We start from the raw sequence: 18,312 nt of genomic DNA on the forward strand, positions 1-18,312 counted from the left end.
TTACGATTTTTTTGAAAGTGTTGTTGATGATAAAAACGTTATTTTTGACTCATGTCAGTCAAGCGATAGCCGAGTCCCGCTTCTGTTTTGATCAGCTGTTGCTCTGTGCTGTCGTTGAGCTTTTTACGTAACTGACTGACCAGAATCCGCAGATAATGACTGTCATCGGTATGGGTCTCGCCCCAAATATGCCGCAGCAATTCAGTTTGTTTCACTAACTGACCGGGGTGAGACATTAAGGTCTCAATCAGAGCGAATTCCTTTTTAGTTAAGGCGATTTCTTGCTGGTCGAGCCAAAGCTGGTGGGTACTTTTTTGCAGCTTAAGTGCGCCAAACTGCAGTACATCACTCAAGGCAGGTTCGTCCACTAAGTCGCGGACTAATACTTTAATGCGCGCGATTAACTCTCTGATCCCAAATGGCTTGCTGAGATAATCATTGGCGCCCGCTTCCAATAGGCGGATTTTTTCTTCCTCTTGATCGCGGGCGGTTAAGATAAGCACGGGCACTTTGTCATGCTGCCTTAGGGTTTGCAGTAAGCTGATGCCATCGCCGTCGGGTAAGCCAAGGTCGAGCACTAACACGTGTGGCTGCTGGGCTTGATATTGGGCGAGGGCAGAGGCAATCGAGGCGGCGCCATGATATTCAAAGCCTTCCGCTTCTAACGATATCCGCATAAAAGTATGAATTTGCGCTTCGTCATCGACAACCAGTACCTTGTAAGCCATTTATTGCTCTCCCTTTTTAATCGGCAAAGCGATACGAATAAGGCTGCCCTTAGCCACAGGTTCGGCGCTGATCTGGCCGCCATGGGCGGTAATAATGCCCTTCGCAACGGCAAGCCCAAGGCCTGCGCCGCCATCGGTGGAGGGATGCTGGCGATAAAAGAGTTCAAAAATAGCCTGCGCCTCTGCGGCGGCGATGCCTACGCCCTCATCTTGAATATCTAACCGCAGCATATCGCCCTGCTGGTAAGCTTTTACTGTGACGGGTTTATCTAAGGGCGAATAGCGCAGCGCATTATCCAACACATTAAAAATGGCCTGTTCAATCAAAGAGCTGCTGATCATCAGTGGCGGCAGTTCAGCCTCGCTGTCGATAACAATTCGTGGCTGCGCGGCGGGGAAACGGCCGATAGCTTGGTGCAACACATTCATCATGGCGTCTTCACTCAGGCTGAACTTGAGTGCGCCGTGTTGTAATTTAGTGGCCTGTAACAGGTTTTCGATATATTGGTGCAGACGATGACTCTCGGCGGCCGCGCTATCAATCAGCTCAGTTTTTTGCGATGCACTGAGCTTAGGCATGTATTCCTTCAGGGTCGTTAAGGTGCCGATAATGGTCGAGAGCGGGGTGCGTAAGTCATGGGAAACCGACAATAAGATGCTGTTGCGTAACTGAGCCTGTTCGAGTGCCGCCTGCTGGCGGCGATAAAGTTCGGCCAATTTGCTGGTGGTGAGGGCGACAAGTAGAAACACAGTTAAATTGAGAATGTCCTCAAGATTGAACATCTGTAGCGAATAACGCGGTGTGGTAAACAGAAAATTAAAACTGGTCGCCTCAAATACTGCCGCAAAATAGGCAAAGTTGGTGTTGCATTGTAGGGCGATAGCGACCACAGCTAATTGTAAGATCAGCAGTACGGCTATGGTGGAGCCAGCAAAATAATCGATAAAAGCGCTGCTGAAAATCGCAATCACCAGCACTACGCCAGTAAAAAATGTTGGGTGCGAACGCCAGTATTGAGTCATGGTAGCCGCTATGGATGAAGTCATGGATAGAAAGACGCATAAAATAAAGTGTCTGTACTCTAGCAAAGCCATTTTAAGATAGCGCGTAAAAAATCCGTAAAATTTATAGCCCAGTGAGTCGCTTAGCGTGCAGTTTACTCGGGATGTTCTCGCACACTCATATCAAGCTGCGAGCTAATAATCAGGCTTACCCCATAGACTCATGGGGTAAGCCATTCTAGGCGTGGGCCGTTATCGGATTGATGCTAATGGGCTAGCTATCAAGTATTTGCCCATCTATTTATCTGCCTAAAGATCACCAAGGTATCGGCGGTGGCACTAAGCGCTTACCGTCATAGCCTGGCACAGTATCAAAGCGTGGAGATCTGGCTTCCCAATCCGCTTGAGCCTTAGCGATTTCGTCTTTGCTGTGGCCAACAAAGTTCCACCAAATACTGACAGGGTCGGCCAGTGGTGCGCCGCCAATCAACAGTATGCGGCAACCCGCGTCGAGTTCGACCGTGACGCTTTCGCGTAACATCCCCAGATAGGCGAGATCGTTGTTGTTGAAGCTTTGGTCATCGATACGGAAAAAGCCTTCGAGTGGCATGAGGGCATATTCAAAACTCGGGTCGAGAGTCAGGGTGAGCTTAGTGTTTTCGGCGGCAAACAAATCCATCGCCACAATCGGCGAGAAGTGCAATGTGGGCGCCTGTTGATGCTGCCAACTGCCGATTAGGAGTGTGAAATCAACGCCCGCATCGTGCCACGTGGGGAGTTCGGGATAGTGATCGAATCTCGGCGCTGTATCTTTATGCTCAAGCGGCAGGGCAATCCACAGCTGCGCCGCGTGCATAGTGCTATGGCCAGCGACGGATTCTTCGGTGTGGGCGATACCGTGTCCGGCGGTCATCAAGTTAACTTGTTTAGGGCGGATCACTTGGGCGCTGCCGAGACTGTCCTTGTGCATGATTTCGCCTTCGAGCATCCAAGTAAAAGTTTGCAGCCCAATGTGCGGATGCTGGCCAACGTTTAGCTCAGGGCCGTCGGTGACTGGGCCAATATGGTCGAGGAAACACCAAGGGCCGATAAGACGACGCTCTTTTTGTGGGATCGCCCGTGCGACGGGAATGCCGCCGACATCACTGATTTTGGGGGAAATTCGTTGAACTTGAATGCGGCCATTTTCAATAGGGCATTCCTTAGGGCCACCATAAAACTGTGCTTGAACTTCACTCATGTTCGCTCCTTATTCCTTTGCGAGGACACACTTAGTTAGTGTTAGTCTGGCATGCTGAACTGGTTTCAGATCCCACCTTGCATTCGAGCCGAAGGTTTTAGCTTCGGGTATTCCCGTGGATTTTGCAAATCGCCCTTCAATAGACTTTGTTCACCCGATTCAAACGTGAATCTGTGACTGAGCCCGCGTGTATGGGAGTTTTTGCTGTCCTTTACTTTAGCAAGCCTGTATTTATGTGGGCATTAGCGTTTGATGTTTTACTCGAGCCGTAATAGCGGACGAGTTCAGGGTTAGTCTCGGTGATTTTTATCCTTCACGCGTTAAGTCAGATCTGCAAAATCGAGTCTATCTTTTATCGGTACAGGTGTTGGCGGCGACATTGCCAGCCTAAGCCGTAATCCATTCAGCGTACTGCTTAACACTAACACAGATAGAATTCACATATAGAATTAGGCTGTCACTCAGCGTGATTGATTAAGGGGAAAGCGTGCTCGAAAATCAAATGATGTTACTGGCGGTATTTGAACGGGCGGCCTTGATGCTGATGACCTTGTTCTTTTTAACCCGCACTCGACCGTTTCAGCGTTTATTCCAAAAGCGTAATCACACCCCCGCAGAGCTGGTCTCTGTGGCGGCGATATTTTGCTTATTTGCGGTATTTAGTACTTATACCGGTATTGAGGTTGAAGGCGCGCTGGTTAACGTGCGCATTATCGCGATTATTTCCGGTGGAATTTTATTTGGCCCTTGGGTTGGTATTCCTGCGGGCGTATTGTCGGGGCTGCATAGATATTTGATTGATATGGATGGCGATACTTCTATCCCGTGTTTAATCGCCAGCATTATTGCCGGTCTAATGGCGACCTGGATTTACTACAAATGCCCCAAATCTAAGTTATGGATTTATGGCATTGTGGCGGGCATGTTGTGCGAAACACTGACCATGTTGTTGATTTGGCTGCTGACAGAGCCGCACCAAGTAGGTGTAGAGATAGTGAGCCATATTGCCTATCCCATGATTGCGGGCACTGTGTGTATCGGACTGATTATTAAGCTAGTGCAAGATCTCGATGATGAGAAAGAGCTCATTGCCGCCAAGCAGGCCAAGCTCGCGCTGGATATTGCCAACAAAACCTTACCTTTCTTCCGCAAAATTGACCGTCACGCCTTAGAGCAAGTGTGCGGCGTGATCCGTAATGAAATCCACGCCGATGCCGTGGCCATTACCGATACTCGCGATGTATTAGCCTATATGGGCGTAGGCAAAGATTACTACGAGGTCGATGGTCATCAAGCAATTAGTGAAATGACTCAAAGGGCGATAGAGCTAGATCAAAACATTATTAACAATGACTTACGCCAATATCATTTATCGGACTTTCATTCGGTCATCATAATCCCGCTGCGTGAAAATGGCACTGTGAGCGGCACGCTGAAGATTTATTATCGCAATAACTATCGGATTACCAGCTCGCTGCGGGAAATGGCGGTGGGCTTGTCGCAGCTGATTTCGACCCAGATGGAAGTGTCGCGTATTGAGCAACTGCAGGAGATGACCCGCAAGGCGGAATTTACTGCGCTGCAGAGTAAGATTAACCCGCACTTTTTGTTTAATGCCCTCAATGCGATTTCTTCTCTGATCCGTATTCGGCCACAGCAGGCGCGGGAGTTGATTGCCAATCTGGCCGATTATCTGCGCTATAACCTAGCCAAGGGCGATGAGCTGATTGATATCCAAGAGGAAGTCAAACAAGTACGCGATTATGTGGCGATCGAGCAGGCGCGCTTTGGCGACAAGCTTGAAGTGGTGTTCGATGTCGACGATGTGCATTTTTGCGTGCCTTGCCTCTTGTTGCAGCCGCTGGTGGAAAACGCCATTTTGCACGGCATTCAGCCGCGCAGTGCGCCGGGCAGAGTGACCATAGAAGTGAAAAAACTCGATTCTGGCATTCGCGTGGCCGTGCGTGACACAGGTTATGGCATCAGCCAAGAGGTGATAGATGGCGTCGCCGCGGGTCGCATAGAAAGCAGCAGTATTGGGCTAATGAATGTGCACCAGAGGGTGAAGTTATTGTACGGCGAAGGTTTACAGCTTAAACGGCTGGAACCGGGGACTGAAGTCAGCTTTTATTTACCGGAAAATGAGGCGCAAGTATGTTAAAAGCCATCATAGTTGAAGATGAATATCTGGCCCGTGAGGAGCTGGAGTATTTAGTAAAGAGCCACAGTGAAATAGACATAGTGGCAAGCTTTGAGGATGGCTTGGAGGCCTTTAAATATCTGCAGGATCATGAGGTTGATGTGGTGTTTTTGGATATCCAAATTCCGTCCATCGATGGCCTGTTGTTGGCGAAGAATCTGCATAAATCGACCCATCCACCCCATGTGGTGTTTGTGACTGCCTATAAAGAATTTGCGGTAGAAGCGTTTGAGCTTGAAGCCTTCGATTATATTCTCAAGCCCTACAATGAGCCGCGGATCATCAGCTTATTGCAGAAGATTGAACAGGCGGGGCGACAAGCGCCAAAGCCGCAACATGAAGCGGCGAGTAATGCCAGTCGTACCGTGAATTTAGTCAAGGGTGAGCGGATTATCGTCACGCCCTGCGAGCAAATTTATTACGCCGAGGCCGATGAAAAACTCACCTATGTGTATACCCGCACCGACCGTTATGTGATGCAGATGACCATTAGCGAGTTTGTCAGCCGCTTGCCCGCCGAAGGCTTTTTCCGCTGCCACCGCTCCTATTGCGTCAATATCAACAAGATCCGCGAAATCGTGCCTTGGTTCAATAGTACTTACCTGATCCGATTGCATGATTTGTCGTTCGAGGTGCCCGTTAGCCGTAGTAATATTAAGGCTTTTCGACAGCTGATGAGGCTGTAATTGTCATTCATTCCTGCAGATCTGTATTTCATGCCTTAATTGATCGGCGCGAATGGCATCTCTCTTATAGTGGACTCAATTCCTGATCCCCTAAAGCGAGATGCATCATGACTAAAGAGATGAACCGTACTCGGTACCTGACCTTAGTTGGTACTATTATCACCCAGTTTGCACTCGGCTCAGTTTACACTTGGAGCCTGTTCAATGCGCAGTTGGCTGCGAAGCTCGACGAGCCTGTCAGCCAAGTGGCGTTTGTATTTGGTTTGCTGAGTTTGTCTTTGGCCGTGGCATCTTCCATGGCGGGCAAATTACAGGAACGCTTCGGTGTGCGTAATGTCACCTTAGGCGCAGGCCTATTACTCGGGCTGGGATTCTTACTCACAGCCCAAGCCAGTAACTTGATGATGCTTTACCTGTGTGCCGGGATTTTAGTGGGCTTTGCCGATGGCACTGGCTACTTAATGACTTTATCTAACTGCGTGAAGTGGTTCCCCGAACGCAAAGGGCTGATTTCGGCGTTAGCGATTGGCGCTTATGGTTTAGGTAGCCTTGGATTTAAGTACATCAACGTGCTGTTACTCGAAAATACTGGCCTTGAAACCACCTTCCAACTGTGGGGCTTAATCGCCATGGCGCTGGTGTTGTGTGGCGGCATGTTGATGAAAGATGCACCTGCACAATCAGCCGCAAGTCAGCAAGCCGAAAACCGCGACTTCACCCTCGCAGAAGCCATGCGTAAACCACAATACTGGATGTTGGCGCTGATGTTCCTGTCGGCCTGTATGAGTGGTTTGTATGTGATTGGTGTGGCTAAAGATATCGGCGAGAAGATGGTCGACTTGCCTGTACTGGTCGCCGCCAATGCTGTTGCTGTGATTGCTATGGCGAACCTCAGTGGTCGTTTAGTGCTGGGTATACTGTCGGACAAAATCCCTCGTATTCGCGTTATTTCACTGGCGCAGATCATCACCTTAGTCGGTATGGTGTTACTACTGTTTGTACCTTTGAATGCTAACCTGTTCTTCGTTGCCGTTGCCTGCGTTGCCTTTAGTTTTGGTGGCACAATTACTGTTTATCCCTCACTGGTGAGCGACTTCTTCGGCCTGAATAACCTGACTAAAAACTATGGTGTTATCTACTTAGGTTTTGGTGTCGGCAGCATTATCGGTTCGATTGTCGCCTCGTTATTCGGTGGTTTTATTGCGACCTTCAACGTGATTTTAGTGCTGCTGGTGGTGGCGTTAGTGATGTCATTAACCATACGTATGCCAGAGCCTAAAACCCCAGTGTCAGCCAAGAAAGCCACTAAGAGTACACCGCGCTTAGTAAACATGACGGCAGAATCGGCGTAAGCACAAACACTTAGTCCGCCTTAGCCAAAAGCTAAAACAAAAATCCGCAGCCAAATGGTTGCGGATTTTTTGCTTTTTTATCACCTCAACAACAGGTAACTTGATAGCCATAAAGCGTTATTCAGGATGTGTTGATGTTAACGGACCCTCTTTTTTGGTTGGTGGCGATACCCGCAGTCTTGATTACGGGGATTTCTAAATCCGGTTTTGCGGGTGGCGTGGGCGGCTTAACTGTCCCGCTATTGGCGCTGGCCATTAGTCCTACCACAGCGGCGGCGCTCATGTTACCGCTGCTGATTTATATGGATTTTTTAAGCGTACGTTCTTGGTGGGGGCAACATAATCCGCGTCATTTATGGATATTATTGCCCGCGGCGATAGTGGGTATTTTTATCGCTTATCTGTTGTTTGATAGGTTGAATGAAGAATATCTACGGGCGATTTTAGGCTGTGTGTCCCTCGGTTTTGGTTTGTATGGTTTGATTCTGGGGGATAAAACCCAAGCATCACCTTCACCTCTAGTAGGGCGCTTGTGTGGCTTAACAGCAGGATTTACTAGCTTTGTTGCCCATGCGGGCGGGCCGCCACTCAATGCTTATTTATTGCCGCTGCGCTTGGCTAAGGCGGAGTTTTTAGCCACGGCTGTGGTGTTTTTTGCGGTGGTGAATTTGGTCAAGCTGATCCCTTACAGTTTGCTTGGGCAGATTAACCAAGAGAATATTTTAGTTTCCCTGTTACTGGTGCCGCTGGCATGGTTAGGGGTAAAGCTAGGTTTGTTTATTCAAGATAAAATTAACGACAGGTTATTTAAGCGCATCATCTTGATTTTAATGGTGCTGGTGGGCGTGCGTTTATTGTCGACGGCGTTATAGTTTTAAGCTTTGGGTTACATAGTCTGCTAGAGTGCGCGGGTGTTGGGGCATTTTGATCCCCAGCCGCCCTGAATTTACCTGATAAAAACTCAAAATTACGTTACTGTGAAATCTGCCTGCAATGAGTTTGAAGCTATGAAACGATTACTGATAATTATCTTAGCCTTAGGCCTTGGCGCTTGTGCTAGCGCGCCAGAACCTAAGCCTGTGGTAAAGCAAGTTGAACCCGCCACGGTTTGGAACGATAGCAATATCTCCGAACTGCATTCTGAGTGGCGCGGTGTGCCCTATCGTTTAGGCGGTGGCACTAAGCGGGGCATAGATTGCTCGGCCTTTGTGTCGGTCGCCTATCAGAAGATGTTGGGTATGACGCTGCCGCGCACGGTTGAAGAACAACAAGCCCTAGGCAAACCTGTGCCGAGAAATCAACTGCGCAAGGGCGACTTAGTATTTTTCAAGACAGGTTGGAGCACGCACCATGTCGGCATTTATGTGGGAGACGATAATTTTCTCCATGTTTCCACTAGCCAAGGGGTGAAGATTTCGAGCCTGCATAACAGCTATTGGGCGTCTAAGTATTGGAATGCACGGCGGATTTAGCCCTTTGATCGTTTTTATCTTTTGAATGGCTCAACTTGCAGTGAGAGTGCCTGAGCCAATCTCCCTTTATGGCATGTTTTTATCGGCCCAATGCTGCTTTGCTTTGGGGAAGACGTTTGTCATCAATGAACAATTTTTAAATTCCGAGTGTTTAAACGGTGTTGCGCGAACCTCATCACGTTTTAGTCGCTCCATTGGTTAGGCATTTATGCTATTTTAGCTGCGACTTAAGGTCGAAGATGCAGCGGCTTCTTCCATGCTAGATGTCGACATTTTTATTTCGGTATGTTTTATTTCAACATCATTGGGGATTTCCTATGAGCAAAGCAAAAATCGGTATTGTGACGGTAAGCGATCGCGCCAGCGCGGGGATTTATGAAGATATCTCAGGCAAGGCGATTATCGACACGCTCAACGACTACCTCACCAGCGAGTGGAAGCCGATTTATCAAGTGATCCCCGATGAGCAGGATGTGATTGAAGCGACGCTGATCAAAATGGCCGACGAGCAGGACTGCTGTTTGATTGTCACTACGGGCGGCACAGGACCTGCGAAACGCGATGTTACCCCTGAAGCCACAGAAGCCGTATGCGATCGCATGATGCCAGGCTTTGGTGAGTTGATGCGCGCCGAGTCATTAAAATTTGTCCCCACCGCCATTTTATCGCGCCAAACCGCAGGTCTACGGGGGGATTCGTTGATCGTGAACTTGCCCGGTAAGCCAAAATCGATTCGCGAATGTTTAGATGCCGTGTTCCCCGCCATTCCGTACTGTATCGACTTGATGGAAGGCCCGTATTTAGAGTGCAATGAGTCGGTAATCAAACCATTCAGGCCTAAGGCTAAGTAAGCTTCTATCTAGCTTGTAAAAACAATAAAGCCACTGAAATTCAATGGCTTTATTGTTTTGTTCGTTTAGGGCTCATAATTGATTAATCTGCTGCTTTAGCTCGTACTCTGGCTCTGTCACGATTTTTTCAAGTACTTGTACTCGCTCGATCAGTGCTTGGTTTTGTAGGCTGAGTTGAGTCACTTTATCCTTAAGATGGCTATCGTCTGCGGCGCCTACTCCAAGTTGGCGCGCTTTTAGATAGTGCTTAAGCATCTCAGTGGCACTCATACCTATGATGAAGGTGACCATAATCACCATTAAGACATATTCGTTTTCCATAACAAACTCCCGTAGTTATTGAGGTTTTCAACTTGGAGACGATTTGGTGATCGTCGCCAAGTTGAGCAATCGATTTACCTTACAAACCGAAGATTACTTTTTCACTCTTGAGCGACCTTTCCATGCCAAACGCCAGCAATACCGCAATGGCGAGTGTGCCTAAGGTCGAAACCAGTAACTGCAACATGGGCAAGTCTTTACCTTTGATAAAGTCCATTAATGCCTGTTGTTGACCCGAGACTGGTAGCCATTGCAGTATGTCTGGCGCTATGTTGTAGCTGGCAGCCATCGACAAGGCTAAGGGCACAAACAGCACCATAGTCAGATAGGACTGTGCTTCCTTAAAGGTTTTCGCCATAAAAGACACAAACAATTGCAGACAAGCGGCCATTAACGCGACGGGAATACCGACCACTAACATCAGCGCCATAAATTCCGTGGTGATGTTGACGCTAAAGCCCAACTCTTGCCAAGGTACAAAGGTGTAGGCGACTTTAGATACCAGCAAAATCAGCACTAAGCCTAATAAGGCAAACAGACTCACAGCGATGATTTTCGACAGCACTAACTGGCGTGTGGTCAGTGGATGACTGAGTAACAGAGCTAGCGAGTTACGTTCGCGTTCACCCGCGCTGGTATCTATGGCGAGGTTCATGCCCGAGATAAACACTGAGTAAATCATAGTGAAAATCGCGATACCTAAGATCATTCCGCCCTTCGAATCTGTGGTCGCTTGGTCGTGGACACTGACCTTCAGTGGCTGCATCACGCGGGGATCGATACCGCGGGCAATCAGCCGTAGGCTGCCCATTTCTGTGCTGTAGGACTGCAGTTGCTTCTCGAGTCGGCGAATTGAGTTTTGCAGTTTTTCATCGGAATTATCGGCAACAATTGTGATCTCGGCGCCTTTGCCTTGATTCATCTGCGCGGCATAGTCGGGGCTGATGATAAGCTCTATGGCTTTAAGCTCACTGTCCTTCACTTCACCGCTGCTAATGCCTTTATTCGACAAAAAACGCACTAAATCCGGTGCTTTATCGGGATTGGTGATAGTGATTTTTAGATCGTCTGGACTCGTCAGCTGACCAATTAACACCATAAACAGGCCGCACATGATCAGCGGCGTGCCGATGGCGTAATAAAGCCCCGCCATCACAGAACGCTTATCGCGGGCGGCATCGATGAGTTCTTTACGAACCATAGCCATTATTTTATTCATGCTGTCATTCCTTTAACCATGTTCTTAAATTCCACGCCTTTACATATCAATCTCTTAAAGGTTAAAACCTGTGGGCGTGATCTCTGCTGAGTCATCATGCTGCTATCCCTTCATCTGTGCCGATCAGTTGAATAAAGGCTTCTTCGAGTGTGTCTTTACCCGTTTGGGTGCACAGTTCGGTTGGGCTGCCAATGGCGACGACTCTGCCCTGAGCCATAACGATCACTTGGTCACACAGTGCGGCGACTTCCTGCATCACATGGCTAGAAAACAGCACGCAATGTCCTTGATTTTTAAGATCGATAAGAATGTCACGCAGCAGGCGAGTGCTCATCACATCGAGCCCTCGGGTTGGTTCGTCGAGGATAATATTGCTCGGGCTGTGGACAATGGCCTGTGCGAGGGCGGTTTTCATCCTTTGTCCTTGGGAGAAGCCTTTGCAGCGGCGATCGCTAATGTCTTCCAAACGTAATTTCGCAATCACTTGGCTGGTGGCTTCCTTGGCCTCCTTGGAGGATAAGCCGCTTAGCTCGGCAAAATAACGAATGTATTCCCGTGGCGTTAAACGTTCGTAGAGACCAAAAGGGTCGGGGAATAACCCGAGTTGCTGCTTAGCACCGATAGGGTCGATGGCGACATCTATGCCTTCGATTTCTGCTTTGCCGTTATCGGGTTTCAGCAAGCCAAAAATCGTACGTAAACAGGTAGTTTTACCCGCGCCGTTGGGGCCGAGCAATCCTGTTATTTGGCCGTTTTGTGCGACGAAGCTTAAGTCATTGAGTGCCTGTACGTCACCGATGCGTTTTGAAAGATTGGATACTTTGATCATGGCTTACTCCTTGGCCCCAGTGCTGGCGTTATCATCTGCGGTGGTTTTTTTGATGTTTGCATCAAGCGGTTCTACCGAGCTGGCATTTAAATAAAAGCTGCGGCGCACATCTTTCTTTAAACATTCGCCGTCGAGATCCTTAACGGAACCCGAGCGAACGAGATCGGCGATCAGGTTATTCGCGCAGGATTGATAGGCCACGCCGTGGGTCGCATAGGGGGCGACAAAGTGCTTGGCATTGGTGAGTTTTTCCATCGCTAGCTCGCCCCAACTCGGTGGTGTCGCGGGGTCGATTTCGCCGGATAACAACAAGGTCGGAATATCGCTGCTGATGGGCTCGCTAAAGCTGTCATCGACCGCGGGGACTTTCCATACTTCACACGTGGCTTCTAAGCCTTCGAGCATAGTTTTGCCCATAAAGGAATGCTGAGCCTGCTCGCGCATGGCGGGCGTAATACGGTGCATATCTTCGCCACAGACCACGGATGCGTGCATACCCATCGCCATGCCAGCATTGTCGATAGTGAGGGAATACAAACCGAGTATGGGTTGGAAGTTGTGTTTCGCGGCTTGATGAATCGCATGGGGCACTAAGGCGCGCACATTGGCTTGATACAGCGCCATGCGGATGGAGCCGTAGAACTTACCGCGCGTCATAGTCAACATGGTCTTTTCACCCGTGACAGGGTCGTAGACGTTTTCCATCACAGGCGCTTTGGCGAGTGAGGCCGCGACTTGGTCGAATTCGGCTTTCAGCTCAGGGAACTGGGCATGGCAAGCTGCGGTTTCTTGGCAATCTTTAAAGAGTAAATCAAAACCCCGATCAATCGATGCGCCGATTTCTAACACGCTTTGTTGCATCGGCACTATGCCGTCTAAGGTCACTGTGGCTAAGTGTGCAGGGTATAAACGCATGTAAAGCTGCGCCATACGCGTGCCGTAGGATATACCGTAAACATGCAATTTTTTGTAGCCCAAATGCTGGCGCACGGCTTCGAAGTCTTTAATCGCATTGAGGCTACCGTATTGGGTGACGTCGGCATCGATTTTGGCTAAGCATTTTTGGGTTTCGGCTAAAGTGTCGGCATTGTCATCATCGAATGACAGTGGAGATTGCGCGCCTTCATCACAGGTCAGCAGATTCGAGCGGCCTGTGCCCCTTTGGTCGATCAGCAAGATATCCCGCTGTTGGCGGATTTTGCTCAGCATGGCATCAAAACCCGCGGCATTGTCTATGGCCGATTGTCCTGGGCCGCCAGCAATGGCGAGTAAGGCTTCTTCATGGTTGACGTTTTTCACCGCAGGCAAGACCACGTAATGCACTTGGATCTGCTTGCCATCGGGTTTGTTGGGGTTTTCAGGCACAGTCACAAAACCGCAGTTTAGGCGATCGGATACACCTTCTACATAACAAGTGTCGGTGTTATTCGCTATGTTACTCGCGATATCAGCCGCTTGTGTCTGTTGGCTTTTTACATCACTCGCCCATGTCGCCGTACTCGCCATCGCCAGCATAAGTGCGCTTATGCTTAATATGCGCGAGCCTAAAATATGCGTGCGCCATGTGGCAAGCGTGGTATTAGCCGTACCATGCAGTTGCCGAGTGGGCGAAGGGCGTTGAGTGGTTTGGCTTAACTTCCTGTGTGTCATGCTATCTATCATGCGCGCTTTCCTTTTTGCATTTCAGGACGAGTGTGTTAATTTAAATACCAGTGTATCGGTGTATCAATGTATTAATACAGTGTGTAAAGGCTAATGTTAGAACTTTTAAATGTCAACCCCAGCAGTGGCGAACCAATTTACAAGCAATTACACGAACAGGTCGTGCGTTTAATTGTGGGCGGTCAACTGCAAGTGGATGATGTCTTGCCCTCTGTGCGCCAGATTGCCGAGCATCTTGCAGTGAATCCTATGACTGTCTCCCGTGCGATTCAGCAGCTTGTCGATCAAGGGTGGCTCGAACGCCGCCGCGGCCAAGCGACAAAAGTCGCGCTGCGCACTGAGACTATGGCATCGGGGGCTAGCATGCTCGAACCCCAGCTCGATGCTTTGTTATCGCAGGCTAAACAGTTAGGCGTCAGCCTGTCTGAGTTAATGCAATTGATAAATGAACGCTGGCAAGACTAGCGTTAACCTACTGTCTATTATCGATAAATAGAATAAAAAAGGATGAAATTCGATGGACCAAGCGTGCACACCAATACTTGAATTTAGCCAAGTGAATAAAGTCTTTCGCGGTAAAGGCGCAGGTGAAAAGTGGGCGCTTAAGGATTTATCGTTAACCTTGTCGGCGGGCATGGTGGTTGGGCTATTAGGGCAAAATGGGGCGGGTAAATCGACCCTAATCCGCTGTGCCTTAGGCGTGCTCACGCCGGATTCAGGCAGTATTGTTACCTTAGGCGAAACGCCCGAAAACTTAACCTCAAAAGCAAAGGAGCGCTTAGGTTATGTGCCGCAGCAACCTTTTGGTTATGAAGGGTTTACCATTGAACGCGCCCTCGATTTACACCGCAGCTTTTATCCCAATTGGGACAGGCAATTAGAACAAGATTGGCTAGTACGGTTCGAGTTAGATGTGACCCAACAGGTGCAACGTTTATCTGTGGGGCAAAGACAATCGCTAGCCTTGATTATGGCGATGGCTTATCGTCCTGAGCTATTGATCCTCGATGAGCCGGTTGCCAGTCTCGACCCGATTGTGCGGCGCAAATTTATGGTCGATTTGTTCGATCTCGCCCTCGAATCGGGTTCAGCTGTACTGTTTTCATCCCATATCACCTCTGATATCGAGCGGGTTGCCAGCCATGTGGCGCTGATTAAACGTGGCGAATTAGTGCTGTTTAAAGAAATCGATGCTCTACGGGAACAAGTGCGTTTACTCACACTCGCGCCGGCAACAGTTTTGCCTGAGTCGGTCACTGTGCTCAGCCGTGTCGGTGATTCTGTGCTGGTGGATTTAGGCGAGCACAGCGCGCCAATATCAGGCGTGTTAAAGAACGAAGCCCTTAATCTGGAACAGCTTTTTATGGGGCTACACAGATGAGTGCGCCAGAACTAAACATCACGCCGACAGCTAAAATGAAAGGCGCGCGGTTGATGAATCCTTTTAAAGGCATGTTGCGTCTTTGGTGCTTTGATGTCGGCAGTTTGAGCTTTTTGGGTACTGGCTTATTGGGAATGGTCTTAGGTTGCATTACAGCGTTGCAGGGCAAAAGCGACAGTGCTGAATTGTTGTTTTCTATGGGAATCGTTTCAAGCTCGGCGGCGGTGGCGTGGCAACTCATACGTTTGATGGCGAGCGAGTGTGCCCATTTAATTCCCCATTATCGCCGCCATATTTATATCCAAAGTGCAGCGGTGTTAACCAGCGTATTTGGCATAAGCGTATTGTTTTGTTTAGCTCTGGGTTCAACGTCTAGCCTACCCACCTTAGTGTTGGCCTTGGTGATGAGTTTTGCCTTTATTTACCTGTGTTTACTCAGCACTCAGTGGTTTTACGCTTCCTTTTTATTGTTTGTTTTAGTGCCGTTTATCTCCTTGATTACAGGTTATATTTCTCTATGGTTAAGTGCGATTGCACTGGTGGTATTAGGTGCGCTTATTGTCCGTACCTGCCGTGCTTTACCTTGGCGTGCTGAGGCGAGAACCGTGTACCTCAATGGCCTCGAAATGGGCTGGTTCTGGCTGCCAAATTTGCAATCGATGCGCATTTTGAGCCGCTTTGAGCGTTATCTTCATCCCACTAATTTTTTTATCGGCCCTATGCTGACGATTTTATTGCTGCTTATACCGGCAGTCTGCCTAGTGCTTGGGGTGTTATCGCATCAATTCCATCAGAATTTCCCCGTGTTACTGCTGTTGGCACAGTTCAGCGTGATTATGTGTTCGCTGGTGCATTGGAGCCGAGTGCAGCGTTCGCGCTCGACAGAAACCTTATTGCTGATGCCTGGGTTTGATGGCCGAAAAGGACTCATAGCGGCTTTTTGCCGTGGGCAGCAACGACTGCTTAATGTGGTGGTCGGCATTATGCTGGCGTGTAGTCTGCTGCTGGGTTGGCTCAGTGATGATCTGAATATGCAGTTAGTAGGTCATCTGGTGCTCAGCACTTACTGGGCCTGCGCTTTGACCTTAGGTTTTGGCTGTATGTGTCGCCGAGTGTTGCATGTCACGCTCACTATGATGGTTGTCGCGGGTCATTCCCTGTGGGTCTCCATCAGCCTTGCATCGTTACGCGATGGCGGCAATCTAGTCGATTGGATTATCTGGGATATGCTCTTAATGATACTTGGCAGCATAGTACTGATTTGGGGCAAGAAAACCCTCTGGAAGGGAGATGTCATTAGCGGCTAAACGGATATAGATTGCGATATTGGGACTTAGCTTGCACAAGATTAGAGCAAAAACTCTTAGTTTTTGGCTGGCCTTCAGGTAGAATGGCGCAAAAGCGGTACACTTGTAAGCTAAAAGGTGAGTCTCTTATGTCTCTCGATCAATATCATGTTATTCGACTATTACAGCAGCAGAGCGAGTCTTTAAAAGACGCGATAGCGCTGGAAGGTTTTGAAATGGCCGCTCCTTGGCATCAGGTGAGTTGGCAGGCCTTTGACCAAATTAGCAGTAAAATTGCACAAGTGTTGATCGAACTTGGCGTACAAGTGCAAGACCGTTGCGTTATTTTGGCGCAAAACTGCCCACAGTGGACCTGTGCCGATGTCGGTACACTTAAAAGTCGCGCCGTTGTGGTGCCGATTTACCCCACCAGTACCGTCGAGCAGGCGAGCTTTATCGTTAACGATGCCGCGGCGAAGGTTATGTTTGTCGACGATGCTAAGCAATATGCTATGGCCTGCGAGCTTCAAACCTTATGCCCAAGCCTAGAGCATGTGATTGTTTTTGATGCCAGCGTGGCACTCGCAGCCGACAAAGCTTTCCAGCATTGGCATTTAGATGCCCTGCTAGCGGGCGATGCGAAAGCGATGACACAAGAAGTTGAGCTTAACCAGCGTTTACAGGCGGCTAATCTCGATGATTTACTGACCTTAATTTATACCTCTGGCACCACGGGCGATCCTAAAGGCGTGATGCTGGATTACCGCAATATGGCCTCGACTATACGTCAACACGATCATATTTTGCCTTTTAAAGCTGGCGATGTGTCTTTAGCATTTTTGCCATTAAGTCATGTATTTGAGCGCAGTTGGAGTTTCTACGTTTTGTGCCGTGGCGGTCATAACGTTTATCTGCAAAATACCCAAAGAGTGAAAGAGGCGATTAGCGCCGTACGTCCACATACCTTGTGTGTGGTGCCGCGTTTCCTCGAAAAAGTGTACAGTGCCGTACAAGATAAAGTCGCCAAGTCAGCCGATGGCCGTAAGAGGCTGTTTGCTTGGGCTATGCGCGTTGGCGGGCGTCAGTTCGAAGTCGGCCAAGGTCGTGCTAAGGGCGGATTATGGTTATCGCTGCAATGGCGTTTAGCTAACAAACTTGTGTATAGCAAGTTGCAAGCTGTGCTCGGTGGACGTTTGAAGTTTATGCCCTGCGGTGGCGCGGCATTAGATGTGAATGTTGGCAGTTTCTTTCATGCGATTAATATTCCTGTACTTTGTGGGTACGGCATGACCGAAACAAACGCCACTGTGACCTGTAACACCTTGGACAATCGTGTTGCCGGATCAAACGGTAAAGTCCTACCTGAAATCGAAATTAAGCTGGGTAAGGACGATGAGATTTTAGTTCGTGGCGCGACTGTGATGCGTGGTTATTACAATCGTCCTGAAGATACCGCTGCTGCATTTGAAGATGGTTGGTTAAAAACCGGTGATGCAGGGCGTTTCGATGCGAAAGGTAACTTATTTATTACCGACCGTATCAAAGAGTTAATGAAAACCTCTAACGGCAAATATATTGCGCCGCAACGGGTTGAGGGCGCTGTGGGCTGTTGTCCTTTTATCGAGCAAGTGGCGATTATTGCCGATGCGCGTAACTATGTGACCGCCTTAATTGTGCCAGCGTTTGAGTCACTGGAAGCGTGGGCGAAGGACAAAGGGCTGAAGTATGAGTCGCCTTTAGAATTGCTGCGCCATAGTCATGTGGTTGAACATTTTGAGCAGCGCTTAAAGCAGTTGCAGCATGAGCTGGCGGGATTTGAACAGATTAAAAAGTTCACTCTGTTGCCTGAAGCGTTTTCGATGGAAGCGGGTTTAATTACCCCAACGCTCAAGTTGCGCCGCAAAATGATTTACCATAAATATGCCCATGAAATAAATGCTATGTATAACAACTGATTGTTAAGTCATTGTTACTAAAGGCCGCTATTGCGGCCTTTTTTGTTTCTGCTACTTCCCTGAAGCGCCTAACTTAGCTTAAAATTCGCCCCGTTTACTGGTGCGCACGAGGCGCAAGGTGTCGGTGT

The 18,312-nt window shown here is 48.8% G+C and carries 17 protein-coding genes; 10 read left to right on the top strand and 7 right to left on the bottom strand.

Annotated elements, in window-relative coordinates:
* Positions 1–38: 38 nt before the first annotated feature.
* The 3 genes from Q4Q52_RS14625 to Q4Q52_RS14635 form a co-directional block, all read right to left on the bottom strand.
* Complete coding sequence (locus tag Q4Q52_RS14625) at positions 39–728, bottom strand: response regulator transcription factor (protein ID WP_259484307.1); 690 nt, start codon at positions 726–728, stop codon at positions 39–41.
* Positions 729–1,775 (bottom strand): ATP-binding protein, encoded by a 1,047-nt coding sequence (locus Q4Q52_RS14630; protein ID WP_311990940.1) that lies wholly within the window; start codon positions 1,773–1,775, stop codon positions 729–731.
* 271 nt (positions 1,776–2,046) lie between these two features.
* Positions 2,047–2,970, bottom strand: a complete 924-nt coding sequence (locus tag Q4Q52_RS14635; RefSeq protein ID WP_311990941.1) for a pirin family protein — start codon at positions 2,968–2,970, stop codon at positions 2,047–2,049.
* Positions 2,971–3,457: 487 nt separating this feature from the next.
* Between Q4Q52_RS14635 and Q4Q52_RS14640 the strand changes: the two genes are divergently transcribed.
* From Q4Q52_RS14640 to mog, 6 genes are all read left to right on the top strand, one after another.
* Positions 3,458–5,131, top strand: coding sequence for a sensor histidine kinase (locus Q4Q52_RS14640; protein WP_006083765.1), 1,674 nt, complete (start codon positions 3,458–3,460; stop codon positions 5,129–5,131).
* Positions 5,125–5,856, top strand: a complete 732-nt coding sequence (locus Q4Q52_RS14645; protein ID WP_006083764.1) for a LytTR family DNA-binding domain-containing protein — start codon at positions 5,125–5,127, stop codon at positions 5,854–5,856. The genes Q4Q52_RS14640 and Q4Q52_RS14645 overlap by 7 nt, the downstream gene beginning before the upstream one ends.
* Positions 5,857–5,963: 107 nt before the next feature.
* Positions 5,964–7,208, top strand: a complete 1,245-nt coding sequence (locus Q4Q52_RS14650; RefSeq protein WP_311990942.1) for an MFS transporter — start codon at positions 5,964–5,966, stop codon at positions 7,206–7,208.
* Between the two features lie 134 nt (positions 7,209–7,342).
* Complete coding sequence (locus Q4Q52_RS14655; protein ID WP_006083762.1) at positions 7,343–8,080, top strand: sulfite exporter TauE/SafE family protein; 738 nt, start codon at positions 7,343–7,345, stop codon at positions 8,078–8,080.
* 135 nt (positions 8,081–8,215) lie between these two features.
* Positions 8,216–8,680: an NlpC/P60 family protein gene (locus Q4Q52_RS14660; protein WP_014620907.1), complete on the top strand. Its 465-nt coding sequence runs from the start codon at positions 8,216–8,218 to the stop codon at positions 8,678–8,680.
* A gap of 317 nt (positions 8,681–8,997) precedes the next feature.
* The gene (mog, locus tag Q4Q52_RS14665) at positions 8,998–9,531 is read left to right on the top strand and encodes a molybdopterin adenylyltransferase (RefSeq protein ID WP_311990943.1); all 534 of its coding nucleotides are present in this window, start codon (positions 8,998–9,000) and stop codon (positions 9,529–9,531) included.
* 72 nt (positions 9,532–9,603) lie between these two features.
* On the opposite strand, the gene Q4Q52_RS14670 is transcribed toward mog, so the two are convergent.
* The 4 genes from Q4Q52_RS14670 to Q4Q52_RS14685 all read right to left on the bottom strand — a co-directional run bounded on the left by Q4Q52_RS14670 (position 9,604) and on the right by Q4Q52_RS14685 (position 13,562).
* Complete coding sequence (locus Q4Q52_RS14670; RefSeq protein WP_259544583.1) at positions 9,604–9,852, bottom strand: hypothetical protein; 249 nt, start codon at positions 9,850–9,852, stop codon at positions 9,604–9,606.
* A gap of 79 nt (positions 9,853–9,931) precedes the next feature.
* Complete coding sequence (locus Q4Q52_RS14675; RefSeq protein ID WP_115335924.1) at positions 9,932–11,071, bottom strand: ABC transporter permease; 1,140 nt, start codon at positions 11,069–11,071, stop codon at positions 9,932–9,934.
* A gap of 94 nt (positions 11,072–11,165) precedes the next feature.
* On the bottom strand, positions 11,166–11,900 hold the full coding sequence (locus Q4Q52_RS14680) for an ATP-binding cassette domain-containing protein (protein ID WP_071940578.1): 735 nt from the start codon (positions 11,898–11,900) through the stop codon (positions 11,166–11,168).
* Positions 11,901–11,903: 3 nt separating this feature from the next.
* On the bottom strand, positions 11,904–13,562 hold the full coding sequence (locus Q4Q52_RS14685) for an alpha/beta hydrolase (protein WP_311990944.1): 1,659 nt from the start codon (positions 13,560–13,562) through the stop codon (positions 11,904–11,906).
* A gap of 93 nt (positions 13,563–13,655) precedes the next feature.
* Here Q4Q52_RS14685 and Q4Q52_RS14690 point away from each other — a divergent pair, with 93 nt between their 5' ends.
* The 4 genes from Q4Q52_RS14690 to Q4Q52_RS14705 all read left to right on the top strand — a co-directional run bounded on the left by Q4Q52_RS14690 (position 13,656) and on the right by Q4Q52_RS14705 (position 18,184).
* A complete protein-coding gene (locus tag Q4Q52_RS14690; protein WP_259544577.1) occupies positions 13,656–14,027 on the top strand; it encodes a GntR family transcriptional regulator in 372 nt (123 codons plus the stop codon).
* 52 nt (positions 14,028–14,079) lie between these two features.
* Positions 14,080–14,943, top strand: coding sequence for an ABC transporter ATP-binding protein (locus Q4Q52_RS14695; RefSeq protein ID WP_259544576.1), 864 nt, complete (start codon positions 14,080–14,082; stop codon positions 14,941–14,943).
* Positions 14,940–16,250 carry an ABC transporter permease gene (locus Q4Q52_RS14700; protein ID WP_311990945.1) on the top strand — a complete coding sequence of 437 codons (1,311 nt, stop codon included), beginning with the start codon at positions 14,940–14,942 and terminating at the stop codon, positions 16,248–16,250. Before Q4Q52_RS14695 ends, Q4Q52_RS14700 begins: the two co-directional genes overlap by 4 nt.
* Positions 16,251–16,378: 128 nt before the next feature.
* On the top strand, positions 16,379–18,184 hold the full coding sequence (locus Q4Q52_RS14705; RefSeq protein WP_311989370.1) for a long-chain fatty acid--CoA ligase: 1,806 nt from the start codon (positions 16,379–16,381) through the stop codon (positions 18,182–18,184).
* Positions 18,185–18,312: the final 128 nt, after the last annotated feature.

Origin of the sequence: Shewanella sp. SP1S2-4 (genome assembly GCF_031932075.1) — a bacterium.
Lineage (GTDB): Bacteria > Pseudomonadota > Gammaproteobacteria > Enterobacterales > Shewanellaceae > Shewanella > Shewanella baltica.